At 71.0% G+C, this 22159-nt stretch carries 19 protein-coding genes; 6 read left to right on the top strand and 13 right to left on the bottom strand.

Annotated elements, in window-relative coordinates; translation table 11 throughout:
• Positions 1-68: 68 nt before the first annotated feature.
• Both PUR26_RS23005 and PUR26_RS23000 read left to right on the top strand, forming a co-directional pair.
• Positions 69-1679, top strand: coding sequence for a glycoside hydrolase family 13 protein (locus tag PUR26_RS23005; protein ID WP_329874461.1), 1611 nt, complete (start codon positions 69-71; stop codon positions 1677-1679).
• 298 nt (positions 1680-1977) lie between these two features.
• Positions 1978-2451 (top strand): hypothetical protein, encoded by a 474-nt coding sequence (locus PUR26_RS23000; protein WP_329874459.1) that lies wholly within the window; start codon positions 1978-1980, stop codon positions 2449-2451.
• Between the two features lie 231 nt (positions 2452-2682).
• Here the strand turns inward: PUR26_RS23000 and PUR26_RS22995 are convergent, their stop codons facing one another.
• The 4 genes from PUR26_RS22995 to PUR26_RS22980 form a co-directional block, all read right to left on the bottom strand.
• Positions 2683-3474, bottom strand: a complete 792-nt coding sequence (locus PUR26_RS22995; protein WP_329874457.1) for a VOC family protein — start codon at positions 3472-3474, stop codon at positions 2683-2685.
• A complete protein-coding gene (locus PUR26_RS22990; RefSeq protein WP_329874455.1) occupies positions 3471-4043 on the bottom strand; it encodes a dihydrofolate reductase family protein in 573 nt (190 codons plus the stop codon). The genes PUR26_RS22995 and PUR26_RS22990 overlap by 4 nt, the downstream gene beginning before the upstream one ends.
• A 49-nt stretch (positions 4044-4092) precedes the next feature.
• Positions 4093-5124, bottom strand: coding sequence for a GNAT family N-acetyltransferase (locus tag PUR26_RS22985; protein WP_329874453.1), 1032 nt, complete (start codon positions 5122-5124; stop codon positions 4093-4095).
• 174 nt (positions 5125-5298) lie between these two features.
• Positions 5299-5844, bottom strand: a complete 546-nt coding sequence (locus PUR26_RS22980) for a carboxymuconolactone decarboxylase family protein (protein WP_329874451.1) — start codon at positions 5842-5844, stop codon at positions 5299-5301.
• An 80-nt stretch (positions 5845-5924) separates the two neighbouring features.
• Here PUR26_RS22980 and PUR26_RS22975 point away from each other — a divergent pair, with 80 nt between their 5' ends.
• Positions 5925-8858, top strand: a complete 2934-nt coding sequence (locus PUR26_RS22975; protein WP_329874449.1) for an AfsR/SARP family transcriptional regulator — start codon at positions 5925-5927, stop codon at positions 8856-8858.
• A gap of 66 nt (positions 8859-8924) precedes the next feature.
• Here PUR26_RS22975 and PUR26_RS22970 read toward each other — a convergent pair whose 3' ends face one another.
• Together PUR26_RS22970 and PUR26_RS22965 are read right to left on the bottom strand one after the other, a co-directional pair.
• Positions 8925-9281 carry a hypothetical protein gene (locus tag PUR26_RS22970; RefSeq protein WP_329874447.1) on the bottom strand — a complete coding sequence of 119 codons (357 nt, stop codon included), beginning with the start codon at positions 9279-9281 and terminating at the stop codon, positions 8925-8927.
• Positions 9282-9438: 157 nt separating this feature from the next.
• A complete protein-coding gene (locus PUR26_RS22965; protein WP_329874445.1) occupies positions 9439-10011 on the bottom strand; it encodes an ArsR/SmtB family transcription factor in 573 nt (190 codons plus the stop codon).
• 77 nt (positions 10012-10088) lie between these two features.
• Between PUR26_RS22965 and PUR26_RS22960 the strand changes: the two genes are divergently transcribed.
• Entirely contained in the window at positions 10089-10823 is a 735-nt protein-coding gene (locus PUR26_RS22960; RefSeq protein WP_329874443.1) for a hypothetical protein, read from the top strand.
• A gap of 189 nt (positions 10824-11012) precedes the next feature.
• Here the strand turns inward: PUR26_RS22960 and PUR26_RS22955 are convergent, their stop codons facing one another.
• Complete coding sequence (locus PUR26_RS22955) at positions 11013-12206, bottom strand: PP2C family protein-serine/threonine phosphatase (RefSeq protein ID WP_329874441.1); 1194 nt, start codon at positions 12204-12206, stop codon at positions 11013-11015.
• An 11-nt stretch (positions 12207-12217) separates the two neighbouring features.
• A complete protein-coding gene (locus PUR26_RS22950; RefSeq protein WP_329874439.1) occupies positions 12218-13822 on the bottom strand; it encodes a sensor histidine kinase in 1605 nt (534 codons plus the stop codon).
• Positions 13823-13930: 108 nt separating this feature from the next.
• Between PUR26_RS22950 and PUR26_RS22945 the strand changes: the two genes are divergently transcribed.
• A complete protein-coding gene (locus tag PUR26_RS22945; protein ID WP_329874437.1) occupies positions 13931-14701 on the top strand; it encodes a response regulator in 771 nt (256 codons plus the stop codon).
• Positions 14702-15017: 316 nt separating this feature from the next.
• Here PUR26_RS22945 and PUR26_RS22940 read toward each other — a convergent pair whose 3' ends face one another.
• The 5 genes from PUR26_RS22940 to PUR26_RS22920 form a co-directional block, all read right to left on the bottom strand.
• The gene (locus tag PUR26_RS22940; RefSeq protein WP_443077139.1) at positions 15018-16448 is read right to left on the bottom strand and encodes a cellulose binding domain-containing protein; all 1431 of its coding nucleotides are present in this window, start codon (positions 16446-16448) and stop codon (positions 15018-15020) included.
• Positions 16445-17959, bottom strand: a complete 1515-nt coding sequence (locus PUR26_RS22935; protein WP_329874436.1) for a beta-N-acetylhexosaminidase — start codon at positions 17957-17959, stop codon at positions 16445-16447. The genes PUR26_RS22940 and PUR26_RS22935 overlap by 4 nt, the downstream gene beginning before the upstream one ends.
• 8 nt (positions 17960-17967) lie before the next feature.
• Positions 17968-18717, bottom strand: coding sequence for a carbohydrate ABC transporter permease (locus PUR26_RS22930; protein ID WP_329874946.1), 750 nt, complete (start codon positions 18715-18717; stop codon positions 17968-17970).
• A gap of 98 nt (positions 18718-18815) precedes the next feature.
• Positions 18816-19838, bottom strand: a complete 1023-nt coding sequence (locus tag PUR26_RS22925) for a carbohydrate ABC transporter permease (RefSeq protein ID WP_329874434.1) — start codon at positions 19836-19838, stop codon at positions 18816-18818.
• 25 nt (positions 19839-19863) lie between these two features.
• Positions 19864-21120 (bottom strand): extracellular solute-binding protein, encoded by a 1257-nt coding sequence (locus tag PUR26_RS22920; protein ID WP_443077138.1) that lies wholly within the window; start codon positions 21118-21120, stop codon positions 19864-19866.
• A gap of 192 nt (positions 21121-21312) precedes the next feature.
• Between PUR26_RS22920 and PUR26_RS22915 the strand changes: the two genes are divergently transcribed.
• A complete protein-coding gene (locus PUR26_RS22915; RefSeq protein WP_329874432.1) occupies positions 21313-22140 on the top strand; it encodes a GntR family transcriptional regulator in 828 nt (275 codons plus the stop codon).
• Positions 22141-22159: the final 19 nt, after the last annotated feature.

Below are 22159 nucleotides of genomic sequence, written 5' to 3'. Positions count from 1 at the left end.
CCGGCCCGACCGCCGCCCCGCCATCAGGGCCGGCGGCGAAGAACCACCCTGCCCGAAAGGACCGTCCCGTGGCAGCCCCTCATCCGTCCCGCACCGACGACTGGTGGCGCGACGCCGTCATCTACCAGGTGTATCCACGCAGTTTCGCCGACGGCGACGGGGACGGCACCGGGGACCTCGCGGGCGTCCGGGCGCGACTGGCCCACCTCGCCGAGCTCGGCGTCGACGCCGTCTGGTTCACCCCCTGGTACCTCTCGCCGCTGGTGGACGGCGGCTACGACGTCGCCGACTACCGCACCATCGACCCTGCCTTCGGTACCCTCGGCGACGCCGAGAAACTGATCGCCGAGGCCCGCGAGCTCGGCATCCGGGCCATCGTCGACATCGTCCCCAACCACGTCTCCGACCAGCACGCGTGGTTCCGGGCCGCGCTCGCCGCCGGCCCCGGCAGCCCCGAGCGCGAACGCTTCCACTTCCGTCCCGGCCGCGGTGAGAACGGCGAACTGCCGCCCAACGACTGGCCGTCGCAGTTCTCCGGGAACACCTGGACCCGCGTCCCGGACGGCGAGTGGTACCTCCACCTCTTCACGCCCGAGCAGCCCGACCTCAACTGGGCCCACCCGGACGTACGCCGCGAACATGAGGACGTCCTGCGCTTCTGGTTCGAACGAGGAGTCGCCGGCGTCCGGATCGACTCCGCGGCCCTGCTCGCCAAGGACGCCGGCCTCCGCGACTTCGTCGAGGGCGTCGACCCGCACCCGTACATCGATCTCGACGACAACCACGACATCTACCGCTCCTGGCGGGCCGTCGCGGACGAGTACGGCGGCGTCTTCGTCGGTGAGGTCTGGCTGCCCGACGCCGAGCGCTTCGCCCGCTACCTCCGCCCCGACGAGCTGCACACCGCGTTCAACTTCACCTTCCTCTCCTGCCCCTGGGAGCCGGACCGGCTGCGCCGCACCATCGACGACACCCTCGCCGAGCACGCCCCCGTCGGCGCCCCGGCCACCTGGGTCCTGTGCAACCACGACGTGACGCGCACCGTGACCCGCTACGGCCGCGAGGACACCGGCTTCGACTTCGCCGGAAAGCGCTTCGGTACCCCCACCGACCTCGTACTGGGGACCCGGCGCGCCCGTGCCGCCGCCCTGCTCACCCTCGCCCTGCCCGGCTCGGTCTACCTGTACCAGGGAGAGGAACTGGGTCTGCCCGAGGCCGACATCCCCCTGGGGCGCATCCAGGACCCCATGCACGCCCGCTCCGGCGGCATCGACCCCGGCCGTGACGGCTGCCGCGTACCCCTGCCGTGGGAGGCCGACGCCCCCTCGTACGGATTCGGCACGGCCACCGGTACGGAGCCGTGGCTGCCGCAACCGGCCGACTGGGCCCGCTACGCGGTCGACCGGCAGGCCGTCGACCCCCGCTCGATGCTCAGCCTCTACCGCACGGCGCTGTACCTGCGTCGTGGGGAGAGCGGACTCGGAGACGGCCCCATGGAATGGCTCCCGTCGCCCGAGGGGGTGCTGGCCTTCGCCCGCGCGGAGAACCTCCTCTGCGTCGTGAACCTCTCCCGCGACCCCGTACCTCTTCCGCCACACACCGACGTCCTGCTGGGCAGCGACGAGCTGCCGACGGACGGCACGCTCCCCTCGGACACCGCCGTCTGGCTGCGTCCCTGATCACGACGCCCCGGCGGGATGCCCGGCGCGCGGTCCCCTGCGGGGGTCCGCGCTCCGGGCCCGCTGTTCTCCGAGAGCGCGCGTGGCCCTCGACGGTGGGCACGGCAGGCCGGGAGCCGCCCGCCGGCACCGCCGGTCCGGTGGTCCGGTGGTCCGGTCACCACGGTGGCCCTCCCCCTGAGGTCTCCGGCGCCGGACGGGCCGGCGCCGGTTCATGCGGTGCGGACGCCCGCGATCCGTCGACGGTGCAGGACCATGACAAGAACGATCTCTTCGGATATACAAAGATGTGCATCGAATGACCGGTTCCGAGATCGTCTACGCGCTCGTCTGGCACGGGGAACCTCCCTACGGGCTCACAGCGGTCGGTCTGGCGGCCGACCGGCTGGAGGAGGCGGAGACACTGGCCTCGGACGCGTTGGACGGACGGGCTCTGCCGGACTCCTGGGAGGAGATGGAGCCGCAGTCGCGTCGCTGTGTCGTGCGCGCCTGCCGACCGATCCCCACGGAGGGGCTCTGGCACGTCTCGGACGACCGTCCGGACGTGGCGGAGGAACACTCACGGCGCGACTGCCTCGCGCGGCTCAGGGACGAATGGCCACACGCGAGTCCGCCGGCAGGGCGAGGCGCAGGGCCGGGGCTGACCGCCCTGGCTCGGTGGTCGGCACTGGTGTGCCGTATGTCTCCCGATGTCCTGCTCGATGTCGAGGAGGACCTCCTCGACATCTACGACACCTACACGGTCGGTGGCCTGGCCGATACCGCGTCGTAGATCCGGCCCGGAGCGCCTTCGCCCCGATCGCGCGGGTCGGGAACGCGCAGTCGCCCGGGGTGACGATGGCGCCGCTCAGGCAAGGGCGGCAGCAGCGGCGCCATGGTTCCCTGCCCGGGCCGACCGTCCTGCGGTGCGACCCGGGTAGCGAACGGTGTCGCCGCCCCGCACTGCTGCCACCCCGCACTCAGGACGGCGGGCCAGTGGGAGCGATCAGCTGTCTCTGCTGAATCACCGAGCCCACGGCAGTTCGCGGGTGCCCTCGGTGCCGGGAACGGAGGCGACTCCCTCGGCGGGCATCGAGACGTGGGCCTCGGTCCGTTCCGGGGCGTGGATCCGGCGGAGCAGGCCCGGCGGCAGGATCAGGGTCTGGCCGGCCAGGACCTTCTCCGTACGGCCGCCGCAGGTCACCTCCAGCGCGCCCGCGGTGACCGTCCAGACCTGCTCACGGCTGATGGAGTGCTCGGGGCCGGTGGCGCCGGCGTCCATCGTGACCGTCCAGGTGCTGAGTTCGGCGCTGCCGCGGCTGGGGGCCGCCAGACCGGCCATGGTGGCGTTCGGGGAGATGGTGACGTGGTCGGTGGAGGGCGTGATCACGACCATGGCGGCGCTCTCGTCGCTGTCGGCCGGACCGTCGGTGTCGTCGGCGGCCGCCCATTCGACGAGCTGGACGACGACACCGTTCGGGTCGGTCATCTGGAACAGCCGCTCGCCCCACGGCTCCTCACGCAGCGGCATGGTGATGGGGGCACCCTCCGCGCGCAGCCGGGCCTCCTCCGCCGCGAGGCCGGTGACGGTGAGCGCGAGGATCAGACCGGCCACCCGCTGGTCACGCTGCTCGGGCGGGAGGACGTCCGTGCCCGCGCGGAGCAGGACGACGTCGACGGCGGCGTCCCCGCGCGTCAGGGACACGAAGCCGTCGTCGGCCACGGCCACCTCGTAGCCGAGGTGGGTGCACAGGAACGCGCGGGAGGCGTCCACGTCGGCGACGGTCAGGGAGAGAGTGGAGGAGGAGACGTTCATGAGAGCACCTTCGCGAAGTGAGTGATGGCGAACCCGGAGTCGAAGGACCGCGTGCCGACCGGGGTGAAGCTCGTCGGGGTGAAGGGACCGTCGAACAGGGGGATGCCGGATCCGATGAGGATCGGGTGGCGCTTGATGATCAGTTCGTCGATCTCGTCGCGCAGGACGGCCGCCAGCTTGCCACCGCCGCACAGCCAGATGTCCATGCCGTCCTGCTCCTTGAGCGCACGGACGAGGGCGACCGGGTCCTCGACGACCGTCACCGCCGGATCGGGGCTGACGAGCGTGCGGGAGACGACGTACTGCTTCAGGTGGGCGTACGGGCTGGTGAGCCCGGCCTTCAGGCCCGGGTCGTAGCTCGCTCGGCCCATGATGACGGTGTCGAACCGCTGGGCCGCCCGTTCGGTGACGCCGAACGGCTCACGCGCGGGCGTGGGCATGGTCTCGGGGAAGTCCGCCAGGATCGCGGCGGCTTCCTCCCCCTCGAAGGGGAGGAAGTCGTACTGGCCCTCGGGTCCCGCGATGTAGCCGTCGAGGGTGGCGGATATGTAGTAGGTCAGCTTGCGCATGTGCTTCTCGCTTCTTCGGGTCGGAGAGTGGGGTGTGGGTGTATACGGATCACGCCGGGGGCACGTCGAGCTGCAACTCCCGCGTGCGCCGGTAGGAGCGGAACCCCAGCCGGTGGTTGACCGCCGGCATGTGGACGTTGTCGTCGGCGTTGTCCGTCTCGATCTCGACGACACCGGGGTGACCCGCGCGCAGTCGGCACACCATGGCGGCCTTGACCCACAGGCCGAGGCCGTGGCCGCGGTGGGCGGGCACGACCGCCGTGTCGTACTGCTGGGCGCGCTCAGGCGCTGCTCGGGGAAGCAGGATCTCGGTGTAACCGGCCATGGTGCCGTCGTCGTGGACCGCGGCGACGGTCAGCAGTGTGTCGCCGCGATCGGCGATCACCTCGGCCATGGCGCGGACACGGCCGGCGTCCCAGGTCACGCTGCCGTAGTCCAGGCCGCCGACGGGCATGTCGTTCATCGCGTTCTTGGCCTCGGCGAAGGCGTCGGCGAGGTCGTCGGGAACCGTTCCGGTCCAGCCGGTCAGACGGTAGCCGGGGTGCTCGGCATCGGCGAGGCGCGGCAGTTCGTCCTCGGCCGGCCCGTCGAGGCGCAGAATGAGGTGGTCCAGGGTGAGAGCCCGTCGGAAGCCGTGGCGTTCGCCGAACACCTCGCCCGGGCCATCGGCCGCGGCTGCGGCGATCAGGCTGCGCCGGTTCTCGGTGCGGCAGGCCGCCACGACCGCCGACAGCAGGAGAGAGCCGGCTCCCAGGCGTCGGTGTGCGGGGTCGACGTGCAGTTCCAGCTCGGCCAGGTGCTCCTGGCCCGGGGAGGTGAACACCCGCAGGCCGGCGACCCCGACCGGGACGCCGTCCGCGCCGACGGCCAGCCAGGCCAGCCGGTGGCTGCCCAGAGCGGGCCGGGTGAGCTGGGCGTGGATCTGTCCGGCGTCGGGGGGCGGTACTCCGGGCAGGTCGTGGGCCGTCGAGGCCGCGACGACCTGGTGCCACGCGATGGCGTCGGCGGCAGAAGCGCGCTGGAGCGCGATGACGTGTACTGATGTGGGCAAAGTGATGGCCTTCGTGGTCGGGTCGGTCATACGTCGGGCCGGTCGTACGTCGGGTCGGTCGTACGTCGGGCCGGTCGTACGTCGGGATGGCGCTTGGCGTGCTCTGGTCGGCCGAGGCACCGCAACACGGAGGCGGCCAGGAGGGTCCGCGGCAATTCGGTTCGGACGATCCCGCTCCGACCGTGCCATCGCGTTCGCGTTCCTTCAGTCGGTGTGGCGCACGAGCGGCCAGTCGATGTCGACACGGGCAGCCGTGGCCAGGTAGGTGGTGAACATACTGAGAGCGACATGGGCGATGACCTCGACGATCCGCCCGTCGGACAGGCCGGCGCGCCGGGCCGCGGCCAGCTGCTCGTCGGTGACGGTTCCGCGGTTGCGGACCGTCGCGGCGGCCAGATCCAGGACAGCGGCGGCCCAGGGGGCGTCGGCCTTGCCCCGGCGCGCGCGGGTGGCCTCGGCCGCGGTCAGCCCGGCTGTCCTGGTCCCGCGGAACGTATGTACGGACAGGCAGTAGTCGGACCCGTTCTCCTGCGCCACCAGCAACGCGATGCTCTCCCGCACGCCCGCCGACAGGGTTCCCTCCGCGCTCAGGGCGGTGACGACGCCCACGTACGCCTTCAGCACGGCCGGGCTGTTGGCCATCACCCTGGCCAGGTTCGGGACGACTCCCAGGGCCTGGTGGGTGGCGGTGAACAGGGCTGCGGCGTCACCGGTCGCCATCTCCGGTTCAACGGTGTGGAGTGCTTGCATGCCGGTAACCCTGCCGGTTGATCTTGATACATTCCCGATGCTTCTCCGATGCACGCGATGGCGACCCCTGGAGTGACGGCATGCGGTTCACGATCCTCGGCCCGGTGGAGGCCGTGGCTCCCGGTTCCGCCGCGCCCGGCCTGGCACCCCGGCATCGCGCGGTGCTCGCCTACCTGTTGCTGCATTCCGGGGTCCCGATCAGTACGGATCGCCTGATCGACGCGATGTGGGGGCCGCTGCCGCCGGATTCCGCCCGCGCGCAGATCCAGACCACGATCGCCGCGATCCGGCGGATGCTGCGCGCCTCGGAAGCCGACCGGATGCTGGCCACGCGGCCGGCCGGGTACGTGATCACCCCCGAGCCCGGGCAACTCGATCTGGACGAGTTCACCAGCCTGATGGCCAAGGCAGCGGCCGTCTCCGAGGACCCGGGGGACACCGCGGGCCGGATACGTGCGGCGCTGGCGCTGTGGCGGGGGGAGCCGCTGGCCGACATCACCGCCCATTACGCCGAGAGCGCCAGAGCACGGCTGAACGGGCAGCTGCTGACCGCCGTCGAGCGCCTGGCCGAGCTGGAACTGGCCCGGGGGCGGCACGATGACCTCATCGACGAACTGTCCGTCCACGCGGCGGCCAACCCCTTGCGGGAACGGCTCTGCGGCCAGCTGATGCTCGCCCTGCACCGCGCCGGACGCCAGACCGACGCGCTGCATATGGCGAGAACCTTCCGGGCGACCCTTGCCGAACAGCAGGGACTGGATCCCGGGCACGCGTTCAGCAAGCTCGAACAGGACATCCTGCGGGACGCCCCCGGTCTGCGGCCGCCGGTCACCGCGCAGGAGAAGCCGCAGGGGGGCAACTTCCTGCCGTACGACGTCCCGGACTTCACCGGACGTGGAGGCGAGCTCGACAGGTTGGTCCGCCTGTGGTCGGGCAACAGCGGCGGCGTCGTCACGATCTCGGCGATCGACGGGATGGCCGGGGTCGGCAAGACGACGCTCGCGGTCCACGCGGGGCACCGCCTCGCGGACCACTTCCCGGACGGGCAGCTCTTCGTCGACCTGCGGGCGCACACCGCGGGCCAGGCGCCGCTCGACGCCGGCGCCGCGCTCGAAATCCTCCTGGGCCAACTCGGTCTGGCCGCACAGCACATACCCGCGTCGGTCGCCGATCGCGCCGCGCTGTGGCGGTCCGAACTCTCCGGCCGTCGCGTGCTGGCCGTGCTGGACAACGCCCTCGGCGCCGAGCAGATACGTCCGTTGCTGCCCGGAGCCTCTCGCACCCTCGTCCTGATCACGAGCCGCCGACGGCTGACCGATCTGGACGGGGCACACGCCCTGTCCCTGGACGTGCTGCCCGCCGCCGAGGCCATGGAGTTGTTCACGGCGATCGTCGGCGAACGGGCGGACGCCGAACCCCTGGCCGTCCTCGATGTCCTGCAGTTGTGCGGATTCCTGCCGCTGGCCGTCCGCATCGCCGCCGCCCGCCTGCACCATCGGCCCCGCTGGACCGTCGCGTACCTGGCCGACCGGCTCCGCGACCAACGCCGCAGACTCTCCGAGCTGGCCACCTCGGAGCGAGGCGTGGCAGCGGCGTTCACGCTCTCCTACGAGCAGCTGACCGCGGATCAGCAACGCATGTTCCGGCTGCTGGGGCTCCAGCCGGGCCGTGACATCAGCCCCGAGGCGGCATCCGCGCTGGCGGATCTCCCGCTGGAGCGGGCCGAGGCCCTGCTGGAAGACCTGCTGGACGCCCACGTCCTGACGCAGCACCAGCTCGGCCGCTACACCTTCCACGACCTGCTGCGCGAACACGCCCTCGCCACCGCGGTCGCCCAGGAACCCGCCGGCGCCCAGCGCGATGCCCTCGGCCGGCTGTTCCAGCACTATCTCCATACCGCGAGCGCGGCCGTCGACCACCTCTACCCCGACGGCAAGAACCGCAGGCCACGCATTCCGGCGCCGGACGCCCCGGCCTCACCCCCACAGGATGAGGCCGAGGCGATCACCTGGCTGGACAGAGAACGCGCGAACCTCATGGCGATCGGCCAGTACGCTGCCGAACACGACTGGTTCCCCCACACCGGCCAACTGGCCGCCACCTTGCACCGCTATCTGTTGGGCCACGCCCACCAGGCCGACGCGCTGGCCCTCAACGGCCTGGCACTGGGAGCCGCCCGCCGGAGCGGCGACACGGCCGCCGAAGCCCGCACGCTCATCGATCTGGGCCAGGTGCACTTCTGGTGGCACGGCGCCTACGAGCAGGCGGCCGAGCACTACCGGCACGCCCTGGACTTGGCGCGCGGGATCGGCGACCAGGGCGCGGCTGCCGGCGCACTGCAGGCCCTCGCCGCCGTCTCCAGGCGGCGGCGGGACTACGACCGGGCCCATGACCACAGCGCGCGGGCCCTCGCGCTCTTCCGCGAGCTCGGGGACCGCGGTGGCGAAGCCAGATGCCTGACCGACCTCGGCATCGTCCACGAACGTCAAGGACGGCACGAGGACGCCCACGAGCACCACCGGCAAGCGCTGCACGTGCATCGCGAGACGGGTTCCCGCATCGGCGAGACCGTCGTGCTGAACAACATCGGGCTGCTGTGCCAACGGCAGGGCCGCTACGACGAGGCCCGGCACCATCACCGCCACGCCCTGGAGCTCAGCCGCAGGTTCGACTTCCCCGGAGACGAGGCCGAGTCGCTCAACGCCCTCGCGGAAGCCGCCCGGTCGATGGGCGACCTCGCCCGGGCCGCGGCCGAACACGACACCGCGCTGACCCTCGCCCGCGAGTTCGGCTACCGCCCCGAGCAGGCCCGCGCCCACGACGGCCTGGCGCGCGTCCACCGCGACCTCGGCCGCATCGACCTCGCCCACGACCACGCCCGGCAGGCCCTCGACCTCTACACCGCCCTCGCCGTCCCCGAGGCCGACGAGATGCGCACCTTCCTCACCGGGCTGCCGCCGACCGCGAACGAGCCCGCACCACCGGAGGCATCCACCGCCGACCAGCCGTCCTGAACGCCACTTCGCGGTGCCGGTAGAAGAGGCCCACCGTGGCGGACCTTCCGCCGGCCCAAGGTCGTGTCAGCGCTCTTGTCGAGCGTCATCGGCCCCGGACGTGGAGCTGATGTCGTTCCACATGAAGCCGTCCTTCCAGTCCTCCTTGCCGACCGCCCAGCCGAGCAGGGCGGTCAGCACCTTCTCCTGGGAGATGGTTCGCGTCTGACAGCGCCGGGCCGCTACGCCGTCGCGGAATTCGAGTTGGTAGGTGTTGTCGTCACGCAGCAGCACCTGGACATACCGGCCGCGCTCCGTGTCCTCCTCCACGCGCTCCAGGACCAGATGCGCGTCGCCGCGTCGGAGGTTGGCCAGCATCCTGCCTATCGCCGGCTTCGAGGGCTTCTTCACCACGCGCCCCGCCTCATCAGTTGCAATCAACATGGAGTGATCCTCCAACACGGCTCTGACAACGCCCCCCGCGAGGGCGGAGGACTTCGCCGGGAGGGTGACGACATGGATGCGCGGCTGATGTCCGGCGCGCCGCGAACCCGTCCGTGGGTCGGTCGGTCGACCGGACGGTTCGTCGGCCGGGCGCCGATCAGTCAGCGGGCAGGCCGAACCAGCGCAGGAGTACGGGTCGTGCGTCGTCGGGGGCGTCCTCGGGGCCTCGGGCATAGCGTGCGAGCAGGGCCAGATAGTCGTCATGGAACGCGTCCAGCTCACCCTTCGTGAGGTGGATGAGGCTGCGTGAACCCCGCATCCAGCCTTCGGATTCCGCCTGCCCGGCGGCGAACCGGCGGGTGAGATCGATGTCCTCCGCCATCCTCATCCGGTCCAGCTCGGCCGACATGGCGCGCTCGGCCTCCGTCAGCTCACCCTGCGGCGGTCTGCGGATGTCAAGGCCGCGCACCCCGCGCCACCAGCGCTCACGCCCGGTGGAGCGCTCGGGGATGTCCTCGATGAGGCCGCTGCGCTCCAGCATGCGCAGGTGGTAGCTGAGCGTCCCGGTGTTCTCGCCGAGAGCGGTGGCCAGCGTGGTCGAGGTGGCGGGGCCCGCCGCGCCGAGGTGGCGCAGGATGCGCAGGCGCAGGGGGTGCGACAGAGCCTTGAGGACCTCGGGGCTGTCGACCGTGCGCCGCGCCGCGGCTTCCGCTCTCCGTTCTTTCGTCATGGCGGCAGTCTACCCGGACCGCAGAGATTTCTCTGCAGACCTTTGTCTGCAGAGAAATCTCTGCAATGCTCGGGTGCATGACGCCGAACCGAGCGACCTCGAATCGCACCATCCACCGCTTCACCAGTGCTGCCGCAGGGGCGCTGCTTGCTGGACTCGCCCTGGGCGCCGCACCCGCGTATGGAGCTGAACGGGTCGCGGATCTGCCCGAGTTCGACTTCTCCGCCTGCCCGGCCGTCGATGAGCTGCCCGCCGGCGCGGACCCCGGGACCTGGCGCTGCGAGGTCATGCACGCCACGGGGCGTCTGCGCATGGGCGCCGTCGACGAGCCGCTCAACGGACCTTTGCGGATCACCTTCGCGGAAGGCCGGGTGGACGGTGCATTCCGCCAGGTCTTCGGAGAGATGACCGCTGCGCCCATGCGGGTGGGACGCACCCCCTTGACCCTGACTCCGCAGTACGGCGGCTACTCGGACTTCCTGTCCGACGACACCCGGCGCGGCGAGTTCGACATCACGTTCGCCCTGGGCTCGGCACACGGGTTTCCGGCCCTGTCGCCGTCGGACTGCTCGGTGGGCAGCGCCGGGAACGCGGTCCACCTGGTGCTCAAGGACACCGTTCCCACCCGGGTGATATCCAGAGAACTCCTGGTGGTCGCCTTCGGTGCCCAGGACGCGGCGTTCGCCGCCCCGGGGACCAGTGGCTGCGGCCCCCTGAGCCGCGCGCTCGACCGGGCCTTGGGACTGCCCTCCGCGGCGGGGGCGAACGTCTTCGACATGGATGTCACGGTGGCCATCCGGCCCTACAAGTAGGCCGGTCCCGGTCGACTCGGCCCGAAGCCTTCGCCAGGGACAGGGGCCGCGCTCGGCCGTCCCGGGGGCCTGCTGCGTCCAGGACGGCCGAGCTCCGAGGGGCGGAACACCGGCCGGCGGCCTGTCCGGCGGGGCGTCGCCCGGCCCGGCGTCCAGGGACGGCGGGCCGGTCCGGAGGGCGGGGCCGGTTCAGGGAGGGGCAGTCCGGCTGCCCCAGTCGAGGCGGAGCACCGCGAGGTCGTCGGAGTGCCGTCCGGCGTTCAGCTCCAGGGTCTCCTTGATGAGGAGGTCGACGTGGGCTGCCGGATCGGACGGGGGCAGGGTCTCGATCAGCGCGAGCAGTCCTTCGACGCCGAGCCGCTCACCCGTCGCCCCGTTGTGCCCTTCGGTGAGGCCGTCGGTGTAGAGGGTCAGCGCTCCGGAGGCCGGGAGGGGCAGGACGGTGGGAGGCCAGCTGCGCAGCCCGGGAACGATTCCCAGAGCGATGCCGTGCTCCGCCGTCAGCTCCCGGGTCCCCTCGGCTGTGGTGAGGAGCGGTTCATGGTGGCCGGCGAGGTGGAAGGTGGCGGTGGCGGCGTCCTGGTCGAGGGTGAGCAGGGTGCAGGTGGCGAACAGCTGCTGGCTGCCGCGTTCGGCGATCAGGATGCGTTCCATCAGGTGCAGCAGGTCGTCGCCGCGGTGTCCGCCGAGTACGAGGGAGCGCCAGGCGATCCGCAGACAGACGCCGAGTGCGGCGGCGTCCGGGCCGTGTCCGCTGACGTCACCGACGACGGCGTGCAGCAGGCCGTCGTCCCCCTCCACCACGTCGAGGAAGTCCCCGCCGAGCAGTGCCATCGCGGCCCCGGGCAGATAACGGGAGGTCACTCGCACCGTGGAGGTGTCGAGGAGAGGCTGGGGCAGCAGCCCGCGTTCCAAGCGGGCGTTCTCCTCCGCCCGCAGCCGGGTGGCCTGGGCCTGGGCGCTCGCGCGTTCGGTCTGGCTCCGGTAGACGGCATAACGCACCGTCCGGTGCAGCAGGTCCGCTTCGACCTTTCCTTTGACCAGGTAGTCCTGGGCTCCGGCGGCCATGGCGTCGGTGCCCGCCTGGGCCTCGGACAGACCGGTCAGGACGATCACCGCGGTGTGGGGGGCCAGCCCCCGGACGGCGGCGACCGCGTCGATGCCCGACACGTCCGGCAGGTGCAGGTCGAGGAGGACGCAGTCGATCGGGGTGCCGGCCAGTTCGGTACGGGCCTCGGCCAGAGTGGACCGGGTGGTCAGTTCGAACCGCAGCCCCGTGTCGTGGAGAAGCTCCTCGACGAGCAGGGCGTCACCCTGGTCGTCCTCTATAAGAAGAATGCGGTACGTCGGCTCGCCGGAGACCGCTCCCGGTGCGGCTGTCATGGCTGAGGTCATCACGCCTGCTCCAGGCCCGAGCGGGTGGCCTGCGGCAGGGAGGAGGGGCCGGGGGTCGCCGGCGGCTCCGGCGCCAGGGTGAAGACGATACGTGCGCCGTCGCGGTAGTCAGGGTCGACGGAGATGGCGCCGCCGTGGAACTCGACGATCTTCTTGCACATCGCGAGGCCGATGCCGCTGCCGGAGTAGACGTCCTTGGTGTGCAGCCGCTGGAAGATCACGAAGACCTTTTCGGCGTATTCCGGTGCGATGCCGATGCCGTTGTCGGTGACGGTGAATCGCCACAGCCCGTCTTCCCGGGCCGCCGTGACGTGGATCTCCGGTGCTTCGTCCGGGCGGTGGAACTTGACGGCGTTGCCGATCAGGTTCTGCCACAGCATGCCCATCTGCGTGGGGTCGGCGACCAGCGTCGGCAGGGGATCGTGCGTGATCGTCGCCCCCGTCTCCTCGATGCCGACGCTCAGCGTGGACAGGGTCCGCTCCAGCACCTTGTCCAGATCGACGCTCTGCTGGGCGTTGTGCAGCCGCCCGACCCGTGAGAAGTCGAGCAGGTCGCTGATGAGGGTCTGCATGCGGTTCGCCCCGTCGACCGCGAAGTCGATGTACTGATCGGCCCGGCTGTCGAGCTGCCCTCCGTAGCGACGCTGCAGGAGCTGGGTGAAGCTGGAGACCTTGCGCAGCGGCTCCTGCAGGTCGTGGGAGGCCACATACGCGAACTGCTCCAGCTCGGCGTTGGACCGCTGAAGATCCGCGGCCTGCGCGTCGAGACGGAGACGTGCCTCCTCGGTGAAGGCCAGTTCCCGGACGAGGCGCCGGCGCATGAAGTCGATCTCACCGCTGAGGCGCCGCAGGTCGGCGGGGCCGGTCGGGGTGATGGGGTGGTCGAAGTCACCGCCGGCGATGGCGCGGGCGTCCGCGCCGAGCCGGTCCAGCGGCCCGTTGATGCCGCGGCGCAGCCCCTCGAAAACCAGAGCCGTGAGAACGACGATGAACATCCCGATGGCGCTGAACACCCAGTTCCGCAGGGCCATCGTGGCCATCAAATCGTCCCTCGCCCGGGTCCGGTCCGCGCGCAGTCGCTCCTGCTGGCGGCTCAGGGCGGCACGTACGTCGTCGAAGGCGGCTTTGCCCTCCGCCGCCCGCTCGGCGGCCAGCGGCGGGGGCGAGCCGGGTGGCGCGGCGGCGATCGGTCGCGCGATCCTCTGCTGCCACCTGGTCGTGGCGTCCCGTACGGCCTTCAGGTCGTCGAGGCCGGCGGGCTCGTCGTGAAGCAGCTCGCCGAGTCGCGCGGTGCTTTCCTCCTGCGTGGCGATCCCCTGCCGGTAGGGGGCTATGAACTCCGGCGTGCCGGTGATCCCGTAACCGCGGATTCCGGTCTCCTGGTTGAGAATGGCCGATTCCAGGCGGATCGCGGTGGTCAGCGCGGGAGACCGCGTGTCCACGAGGTCCCTGCTGATCGATTCGGTCCGTGACAGGACCCATGTCCCCGCCACCCCGAGCAGGGCGAGAACCGCCAGAGAAACGGCCACCCCCACGCGAAGCCACCGCCGGGTCGTCCATGCGGACAGTCCCCGTGGACGCGGTTGCCTCTCATCGCCGGTCATTCTGTGAGCTCCTCGCTGTGACGACCGCCTTTCAAGGTGCGGCCAGCACACCTTAGAGGGCGACAACACTTGTTGTCGCGCGGCTGCTCCGGGACCTAGAGTGCCAGTGTGCCCGGTAAGAACTTTGCTTTGCGGACCGACCCGAGGGAGACGGCCGTCCTCGCGGACGCGGCGGTCGGCGACCTCGCGCGGCGACTCGCGCGTCAGATGCTGGAAGCCTCGGCACCCCCGGCACCGGACGACCCGGCACAGGCCCTGGCCATGCTCCACGTGCTGGACCATCTCCAGCAGGCCACTGAACGGCTCCAAAGGGAAGCTGCCGCCGCTGCCGCCCGCGCGGGTGCCGGATACCCGCAGATCGGCGCTGCCTGCGGCATGACCCGCCAGGGCGCCAGGCGCCGCTGGCCGGGCCTTTTCCACCACTCAAGCGAAAAACCGACGGAGCATCCGATGATGACCACCCCTGCCCGCCCCTTCGACGTCCTGCTCGTCGAGGACGACGCTGCCGACGCCATGCTCATCGAGGAAGCCCTCTCCGAGCGCGGGGCCCGCAATCTGGTCCAGGTCACCGACGGAGTCGCCGCTCTGGAACATCTGCGCACCCCGGGCACGCCGCGTCCCGACCTCATCGTCCTCGACCTGAACATGCCCCGGATGAACGGCCGGGAGCTGCTGAAGGTCCTGAAGAACGACGAGGACCTGCAGACCATCCCCGTGGTCGTCCTCACCACCTCCACCGCTCCGGACGACGTCACCAGCGCGTACAGCAGTCACGCCAACGCCTACGTGACCAAGCCCGTGAACCTGGAGGAGTTCGAGCGGGCCGTGCAGAGCATCGACGCCTTCTACCTCGACACCGCCACCCGTCCCCGCCCCTGAAGCGCTGAGGATCCGCTGCTGACGCAGCGGCCGAGGGGCGCAGCGTCGAAGGGTGGCGGAACAGAGCCTTCCGGATGACCTTCCTCCGGGCTCACACCGCTGACCGCCTTCCACCGGGCGCCCGCGGCCTCGGCACGCACCGGCCCGCCGCTGCCGGCCGCGGCGTCCTTCCGGGCTCGACGGTGGACCAGGGGTACGGACGCCGCACCGATGGACCGCACACGCGCAGTGGACCGGACTCCCGGTGGCCGAGGCCGATCCCGGCCGCGGGAGTGAGCGGGCGGACGCACACGCGGCGTCCGCCCGCGGCCGGGAGTCACCGGGTCGCCGGCACCGTGTCCTTGAAGGACGTGCCCGCCGCCCGGTGTGCGGCGACCTCTGCGGCCACCTGGGCCGGAGTCAGTACGCGGTCCTTGACGTGCAGCACGTAGTCGACCTTCTGGTCGTAGGCGCGCGGAGTGGTGCTGGTCTGGCCCGCCAGGTCGATAAGCCACTGGTTGAAGTTGATGGACATCGGCCGTTCGGGCAGATAGCGGGCGTCGTGACGGCCGAACTCCTGGCCGTCGACGTAGTAGGTGATGTTGCTGTCGTCGATGGTGACGACGAGGTCGTGCCAGCCCGCGTAGCTGGTGCGCGACTCCGAGTGCTGGTTGACGGCCTCCCAGGGGTCGGGCCGGTAGGTTTCCCACGATGTGGTGTAGAGGATGTGGGCGGGCTCGCCCCAGCCGCCGTTGGGCAGGTACTCGAAGTCGTACTCGGCGTAGTCGTCGGCCATCGGGGCCTTGAGGTCGTTGATGGTGAAGAACGTCTGCACGACGCGGTCGCCGTCAGGACCCGACTTCGGCGCGTCGGAGAACCGGACCCGGGCCGCGTAGGTCCCGTTCTTGAACTTGGACGCCCTGGTGAGGACTTCGGCGTGCCTCGTGGACTCGGGCGTGCCGGCTGTCGAGGTCTCCAGGCTCATGATCGAGTTGGTCCCCTCCTTGGCGAAGGTGACGTTCCGCGCCGCCCAGGTCGCGCCCGGGACCCCCGGCCCGCCCGCGTTGGCCCGCACGCTCCAGCCGTGGGCGCCGATCGCCGGATCGGTGTGCGAGGTGTAGTCGAAGTCGTCGAAGAGCGTGGCGCCCCCGGCCGGCGGATCGGTCGGGTCCGGCCCGGGTCCCGGATCGTTGCCCTCGGGTGCCGTCCCCCACACCGGCGTACCGCCGACACTGGCGGTGGCCTTGGGCCAGTTGCCGTACGAGGTCTGGGTGGGCCCGAAGGAGTAGTCGTCGTTCTGGTTCAGCGGCTGCCAGTCGGAGCGGTGGAAGCGCAGCTGCGTGTCGCCGGTGTCCGCGCCGGGCGCGAGGGTTCCGGCGCCGGCGGTGAAACCGATCTCCAGGTAGCGGTCGGCGGTGGCGGTCGGCCGGGTGAGGGTGCCGAAGGCGCCGGTGATGTGGGAGCAGCCCTTGACCGCCCAGGAACAGGCGAAGGTGTACGAGGCGCCGGCGTCGGCCTTGAAGTAGTACCGGATCTTGACCTGGCTGAGGGAGACCGGGGTGGTGCCGGTGTTGACGGCCTTGAACCAGGGCTCGGCCTGGTCGCTGCCGGCGGCACTCTGCCGGTACTGGACCGTCAGTGACTCGCCGGCCGCGGCGGCCGGTGCCGCCGGCAGGGTGGCGCAGCCGAGGCCGGCCGCGACGGCGGCGGCCAGGGCCGTACGTATCCGTATGGTGCGTGCGCGCGTGCTCGTGCTGATGCTGGTCACCTGGTGGTCCTCTCAGGACGAAGGATCGCGGGGGGCCGGCTCGGCACTCCGAGAGCGTCGAGCCGGGATCTGTGGTGGTGCAGCCGTGCCTGGAACCCGGGCCAGTCGCGGCCGCCGGACCAGGCGGTGTCGGCCAGCGCGCACAGCCGGGGGAAGGCGAGGTACTCGGCGTGCGCCGCGGTGGCGACGTACTCGGTCCACAGCTGCGCCTGGGTGCCGAGCACCTGGGCGGCGGCCGCCGTCTCCCAGTGGGCCGGCGCGGGTTCGGTCGCGTACACGGCCGACAGGCCGACCGCCGGGCCGGCCTGGCCGGGCGGTTCGCCGGGAAGGGAGGACTGGGGGTAGTCGAGGTACGTGGAGCGGTGCGGGGCCATGATCACGGGCTGGCCGCGGCGGGCCGCCGCCAGACCGTGCCGCTCGTCGCGCCAGGCCAGGGCGGTGAAGGACTCCGGCAGGTCATGGCCGGTCTCGGTCCACCCCAGCGGCCGTCTCCCGCGGTCGGTCAGGAAGCTCCCGACGCGCTCCATGAACCAGCCGTGGAGCGCGTCGGGCCCGGCGAGACCCTCGTCCGCCACGCGTCGCAGCGCGGCGGGGGAGCGGTGCCACTCGGTATGCGGGCACTCGTCGCCGCCGACGTGGACGCGGGGCGAGGGGAAGAGGTCCATGACCTCGTCCAGTACGGTGCGGCAGAAGTCGAGCACCTCGTCGGCGACACCGAAGACGGTGTCGCACACTCCCCAGCTCCGCCATACTCCCAGTCGCCGCTCGGGGAAGTTGCCGAGGTGCGGGTAGGCGGCCAGGGCGGCACGCGCGTGACCCGGCATCTCGATCTCCGGAACGACGGTGACGCCCCGGTCGGCGGCGTACGCGACCAGGCCGCGCAACTCCTCGCGGCTGTACGCACCGCCGTGCGGCACCCCTCCGACCTCGGTGAGCCGGGGGAACGCCGTGACGGGCATCCGCCAGCCCTGGTCGTCCGTCAGATGCAGATGCAGCACATTGAGTTTGTGCAGGGCGAGCAGGTCGGTGAAGCGCCGCAGGAAGGAGACGGGCTGGAAGTGACGGGCCACGTCGAGCATCGCGCCGCGCCAGGCGTACCGGGGCACGTCCGTGATCTCGACGCCAGGGAGGGACCATCGCACCCCGCGTACCGGCTCCGCCGCAAGGGCGGCGACGGGCAGGAGCTGCCGGATGGTCTGGACGCCGTGGCGCAGTCCGGCGGCGCACGCGGCGCGCAGCAGTACGGCTTCGCCGCTGACGGTCAGGCCGTAGCCCTCCGCGCCGAGGCCGGTGAGGCCGGGGTCGAGGACGAGGACCATCCGGCCGTCCGGGGCGAGGGGCAGGGGCAGACCGGTGGCGGGGGCCAGCAGGGCGCGCAGCAGGGCGGCCGCGGGCGCGGCCCCGGGGCTGACGCGGATCGCCGTCGTGTCGTCGAGGGTGAAAGCCCCGGCTGAACGGCTGAGTTTCAAGGGGCCCGGCACAAGCCCGGGGTCCGCGGTCGGTGGGAACACGGTGACTCCTATCCCTTGACCGCGCCGCCGGCCAGGCCGGCGGCGACCCGGCGCTGGAGCACCAGGAAGAGGATGAGGACGGGCAGGGCGAAGAGCGTGGAGGCGGCCATGGTGGCGCCCCAGTCGGTGCCGAAGACGTTCGAGAACGAGGAGAGCCAGACCGGAAGGGTGCGGTCGTCCTGGTTCTTGATGATCAGCATGTTGGCGAAGGCGAACTCGTTCCAGGCGGTGATGAACCCGAAGAGCGAGGTGGCGAGCAGGCCGGGGGCGAGGAGGGGAAACGTGACCCTGCGGAAGGCGGCGGCACGCGTGCAGCCGTCGACCTGGGCGGCTTCCTCCAGTTCCCTGGGGATCGCGGTGAGGAAACTTCGCAGGGTGACGATGGTGAACGGCAGGGTGATCATGAAGTAGACGAGCGTGAGGGTGGCGAGCCGGTCGAGCATGTCGGTGTCGCGTGCGATGACGTACATCGGGATGAGAAGCGCCTCCCAGGGCGCGACCTGCGCGATGAACACCATCAGGACGAAACCGCGGCGGCCCTTCCAGCGCAACCGCGCCACCGCGAAGGCCGAGCCGAGAGCGACCGCGAGGGCCAGCAGCACGCAGCCGGCCGTGACGATGAGACTGTTGCGCCAGAACGACCAGAATCCGTCGGCGTCCACCGCTGCGGAGAAGTGCTCCAGCGTCAGTGACGTGGGCAGGAAGACGGGCGACTCGGCCTGGATGTCGGGAGTGGGCTTGAAGGCGGTGAGCACCATCCAGTACACGGGAAAGACGCAGAGCACGAAGACGACCAGCGCGCCCGCGTTCAGGGGCAGCCGCCGCAGCACGCGGGACGCGGAGGCGGGGACGAGGTTCACAGCTCGGCCTCCTGCCGGAACATCTGACGGAAGTGGAGGATCAGCACGGCGATCAGGATGAGTACGGTGAGAGTCGCCGCGGCCGCTCCGAGGTCGTAGCGGTGCAGTGACCGGGCCACCTGGTAGGAGTAGACGGGCAGGGTGGTGGTCGCCCCGCCGGGTCCGCCCCCGGTGACGGCCCAGATCTGGGCGAAGCACCGGAAGACCCAGATGACTTCGAGGCTCAGGAGAAGTCCGAAGACCGGCCTGAGGAGAGGCAGGGTGATCGAGCGGAAGACGCGCCAGCCGCCGGCGCCGTCGATCCGGGCCGATTCGAAGAGCTCGCCGGGGACCGTGGTCAGTGCCGAGTGCAGGGTGAGGGCGACGAACGGCACGGACTGCCATACGACGAGCAGGACCAGGACGGTGAAGGCCGCCGGCCCGTGCGCCAGCCAGGAGTAGTCCTGGAAGGAGCCGAACCCCATCCGCACCAGCAGCCAGTTGACCACTCCCAGGCGGGAGGAGAAGAGCCACTGGAAGACGGTGGTGGTGGCGATGACGGGGCCGGCCCAGGCGAGCACCAGTCCGCTCAGGAGCAGGGTCCGCATCCGCTTGCCCAACCGTTGGAGCATCAGCGCGACGACCGTACCGATCACCATGATGAGTACGACGTTGATCCCGGTCCACCACAGCGTGCGCCGGGCGACCTGCCAGAATTCCTTGTCGCGCAGGATCTCACGGTAGTTCTCCAGGCCGGCGAAGTCCGCGCCTCCCCGGATCAGTTCGGCCATGCCGAAGTGCTGGAGGGAGATCAGCAGATTGCGGGCCAGGGGGTAGGCGAGGAGGAAGACGACGCCGACGACCGTGGGCGCGATGAGCAGGTAGGGCCACAGGGCGGCGGGAGCGGCGCGTCGGCGTCCGGCCGGAGCGGAGGCCGGTGCCGGCGCCGGCGCCGGTGACGGGGCGGGCGCGGAAGCGGGAGCTGTCGCCGTTGCGACCGGGGCGGCTCCCGTGCCGGGGCGGGCGGTGGGGCGCGTCATGTTCTCTTCCCCGACCGGGCCCCGCTCATGGGTTCAGCGTCTTGCTGATGGCGTCGGAGGCGTCCTTCGCGGCCTTCTGCCGGTCGCTTCCGGTCAGCACCGCGGTCATGTACTCCTTGATCGGGTTGGTGGCCTCGACGGCGGCCCACTGCGAGGTGCTGGGCGTCGCGCGCCCACGCGCGGCCGCCGCGGCCATGGCGGCGGTGCCCTCGTCGTCCTCCAGGGCGTCGGCGAGCGACGTCCGGTTGGGCACGTAGCTCATGGTCCTGGCCAGATCCCTCTGCCACTTCTCACCGGTGAGGGACTTGACCAGCTGGTATGCCGCGTCCGGGTGGGCGGAGGCAGCGGGAACGATCAGATCCGAACCGCCGGTGAAGGTGGCTCCCGGTCTCCCCGCCGTACCGCCGGGGACCGGGAAGAAGCCGAGCTTGCCCGCGAGGGCCGGGTTGGCCTGTTCCACGATCCTGGCGCCGCCGGGAACGGCGATGATCTGGGCGACGTCCCCCTTGGCGAACACGTCCGCCTGTGGCGGCCTGGCCTCGTCGGAGTCCTTGGGGCCCTTGCCCAGCGCCTGGAGCCGCTGGTAGAAGTCCATGCCCCTGAGAGCTGCCGGACTGTCGAGCGAACCCCTCCACCGGTCACCGTCCTTCACGGCGAGTTCTCCCCCCTCCTCCCATACGAAGCCGGCGAGGGCGTACCAGTTCCGACCGGGCAGATAGATGCCCTGCGTCTTGCCCCGGTTCAGCTTTCCGGTGATCCGCAGCCACTCCTCGCGGGTCCTGGGCGGGGAGGTGATCCCGGCCTTTCTGAAGAGGTCCTTGTTGTAGATCACGACGCGGTTGGCCGCGTACCAGGGGACGCCGTACTGCCTGCCGTCGATCTTCCCCGGCTCGGCGAGGCCGGGGAGCCAGTCACCGCCCCGCAGTTCCCCGACCTTGTCACTCAGGTCGAGGACGCCGCCGCTCTGCGCGTACTGCGCGACCTGGGTGTTGCCCACCTCGATCACGTCGGGGGAGTCCTTGCTCGCGAGCGCGGCGGTGATCTTCTCGCCGATGCCTTCCCACTCCTGTATCTGGATGTCCAGGACGGTGTCCTTGTGCTGCCGCTCGAAGTCCTCCTCGAATCGCTGCAGATACGCGGCGGAGACGCTGTCCTTCATGATCCATACGGTCAGTGTGCCGGGGCCGGACGCCTGACCGGACCCGGACGGCGAGGTGCTGCAGGCGGTGAGCGCACAAGCGGCCGCGAGTGCCGTGGCAGGGGGGATGAAGCGCATCTTCACTGGATCCACCTCGGAAGAGAGTTGACCAGTTGGTCAACTGGACAACGATGTGGCTTGAAGGTGGCATAGACCAATGTGGTCGTCAACCCCCCACGAAATAAGGGTTGTTCGGTAGGCCGGAGGCAGGTGCATGCCTAAACTGACCTTTACCAGCTGACCAGTTGCGGGCGGCGAGGCAGAGAGGTCGGAGTCATGGAGAGCAGCTCCTCAGGTGCCGTACTCAAGCGGGAGCGGGTCCGGGAGTTCCTCCTCGGCCTGATCGAGGTACGCAGTCCCGGCGACGCCATCCCCTCGGAACGCACGCTCAGCGCCGAACTGGGCGTCTCCCGCCCCACCTTGCGCGCGGCGGTCGACGAACTCGTCGCCACCGGACAGCTCGTACGCGAACACGGCCGCGGCATGTTCGTCGCCCCTGCCAAGATCACCCAGGAGCTCGTCTCCGACGACGCCGCCTTCGCCGTGCCCCGGGCCGGGGGCGCCTGGTCCAGCAGGCTGCTGCGACTGGACACCATCCGTGCGGGCGCCCGCATCGGCCGCAAGCTGCGCATCTCCCCGGCCGCCGAGGTGGTCTACATCGCCCGGCTGCGGCTGGTCGACGGGACGCCGATCGCGATCGAGCACCTTCACCTCCCCGCCGCCCTGGTCCCCTCCCTCGGCCCCCAGGAGCTGGAGGCAGGAGACCTGTACGACCATCTGCGTGAGCACCACCAGGTCCACGTCGACCAGGCGGTGCAGTCCATCGAGCCGACCGTCGTCAACGAGGCCGAAGCCGGCGTGCTCGACGTCCCGGTCCTCTCACCCGCCCTGCTGATCGAGCGCCTGACCACCGACACCGCCGGCCACCCGGTCGAGTACGTCCATTCGGTCTACCGGGGCGACCGCTACCGCATCGTCTCCCGGCTCGCCCTGGGTGCCACTGCCCCGCGGTCACGTCCCGAGAGCCATCACCCGGGCATCCCACCGGGCGACTTCGCACACGGGGACATCATCACGTCGTCGACGACCGGAGACGCGCGCTGACCGGGGCGCCCCGCGCTCG

Origin of the sequence: Streptomyces sp. SP18CS02, assembly GCF_036322365.1 — a bacterium.
Taxonomy (GTDB): domain Bacteria; phylum Actinomycetota; class Actinomycetes; order Streptomycetales; family Streptomycetaceae; genus Streptomyces.
The sequence above is the reverse complement of the archived record's forward strand: the minus strand, read 5'-3'. Positions and strand labels throughout refer to the sequence as shown.

Bases quoted from the DNA above. Each gene is read 5' to 3' on its own strand.
- PUR26_RS23000 (WP_329874459.1), top strand. From the start codon at position 1,978: ATGACCGGTTCCGAGATCGTCTACGCGCTCGTCTGGCACGGGGAACCT.
- PUR26_RS22995 (WP_329874457.1), bottom strand. From the start codon at position 3,474: ATGAACGTCTCCTCCTCCACTCTCTCCCTGACCGTCGCCGACGTGGAC.
- PUR26_RS22990 (WP_329874455.1), bottom strand. From the start codon at position 4,043: ATGCGCAAGCTGACCTACTACATATCCGCCACCCTCGACGGCTACATC.
- PUR26_RS22985 (WP_329874453.1), bottom strand. From the start codon at position 5,124: ATGACCGACCCGACCACGAAGGCCATCACTTTGCCCACATCAGTACAC.
- PUR26_RS22980 (WP_329874451.1), bottom strand. From the start codon at position 5,844: ATGCAAGCACTCCACACCGTTGAACCGGAGATGGCGACCGGTGACGCC.
- PUR26_RS22975 (WP_329874449.1), top strand. From the start codon at position 5,925: ATGCGGTTCACGATCCTCGGCCCGGTGGAGGCCGTGGCTCCCGGTTCC.
- PUR26_RS22970 (WP_329874447.1), bottom strand. From the start codon at position 9,281: ATGTTGATTGCAACTGATGAGGCGGGGCGCGTGGTGAAGAAGCCCTCG.
- PUR26_RS22965 (WP_329874445.1), bottom strand. From the start codon at position 10,011: ATGACGAAAGAACGGAGAGCGGAAGCCGCGGCGCGGCGCACGGTCGAC.
- PUR26_RS22960 (WP_329874443.1), top strand. From the start codon at position 10,089: ATGACGCCGAACCGAGCGACCTCGAATCGCACCATCCACCGCTTCACC.
- PUR26_RS22955 (WP_329874441.1), bottom strand. From the start codon at position 12,206: ATGACAGCCGCACCGGGAGCGGTCTCCGGCGAGCCGACGTACCGCATT.
- PUR26_RS22950 (WP_329874439.1), bottom strand. From the start codon at position 13,822: ATGACCGGCGATGAGAGGCAACCGCGTCCACGGGGACTGTCCGCATGG.
- PUR26_RS22930 (WP_329874946.1), bottom strand. From the start codon at position 18,717: ATGGTGCTCACCGCCTTCAAGCCCACTCCCGACATCCAGGCCGAGTCG.
- PUR26_RS22925 (WP_329874434.1), bottom strand. From the start codon at position 19,838: ATGACGCGCCCCACCGCCCGCCCCGGCACGGGAGCCGCCCCGGTCGCA.
- PUR26_RS22915 (WP_329874432.1), top strand. From the start codon at position 21,313: ATGGAGAGCAGCTCCTCAGGTGCCGTACTCAAGCGGGAGCGGGTCCGG.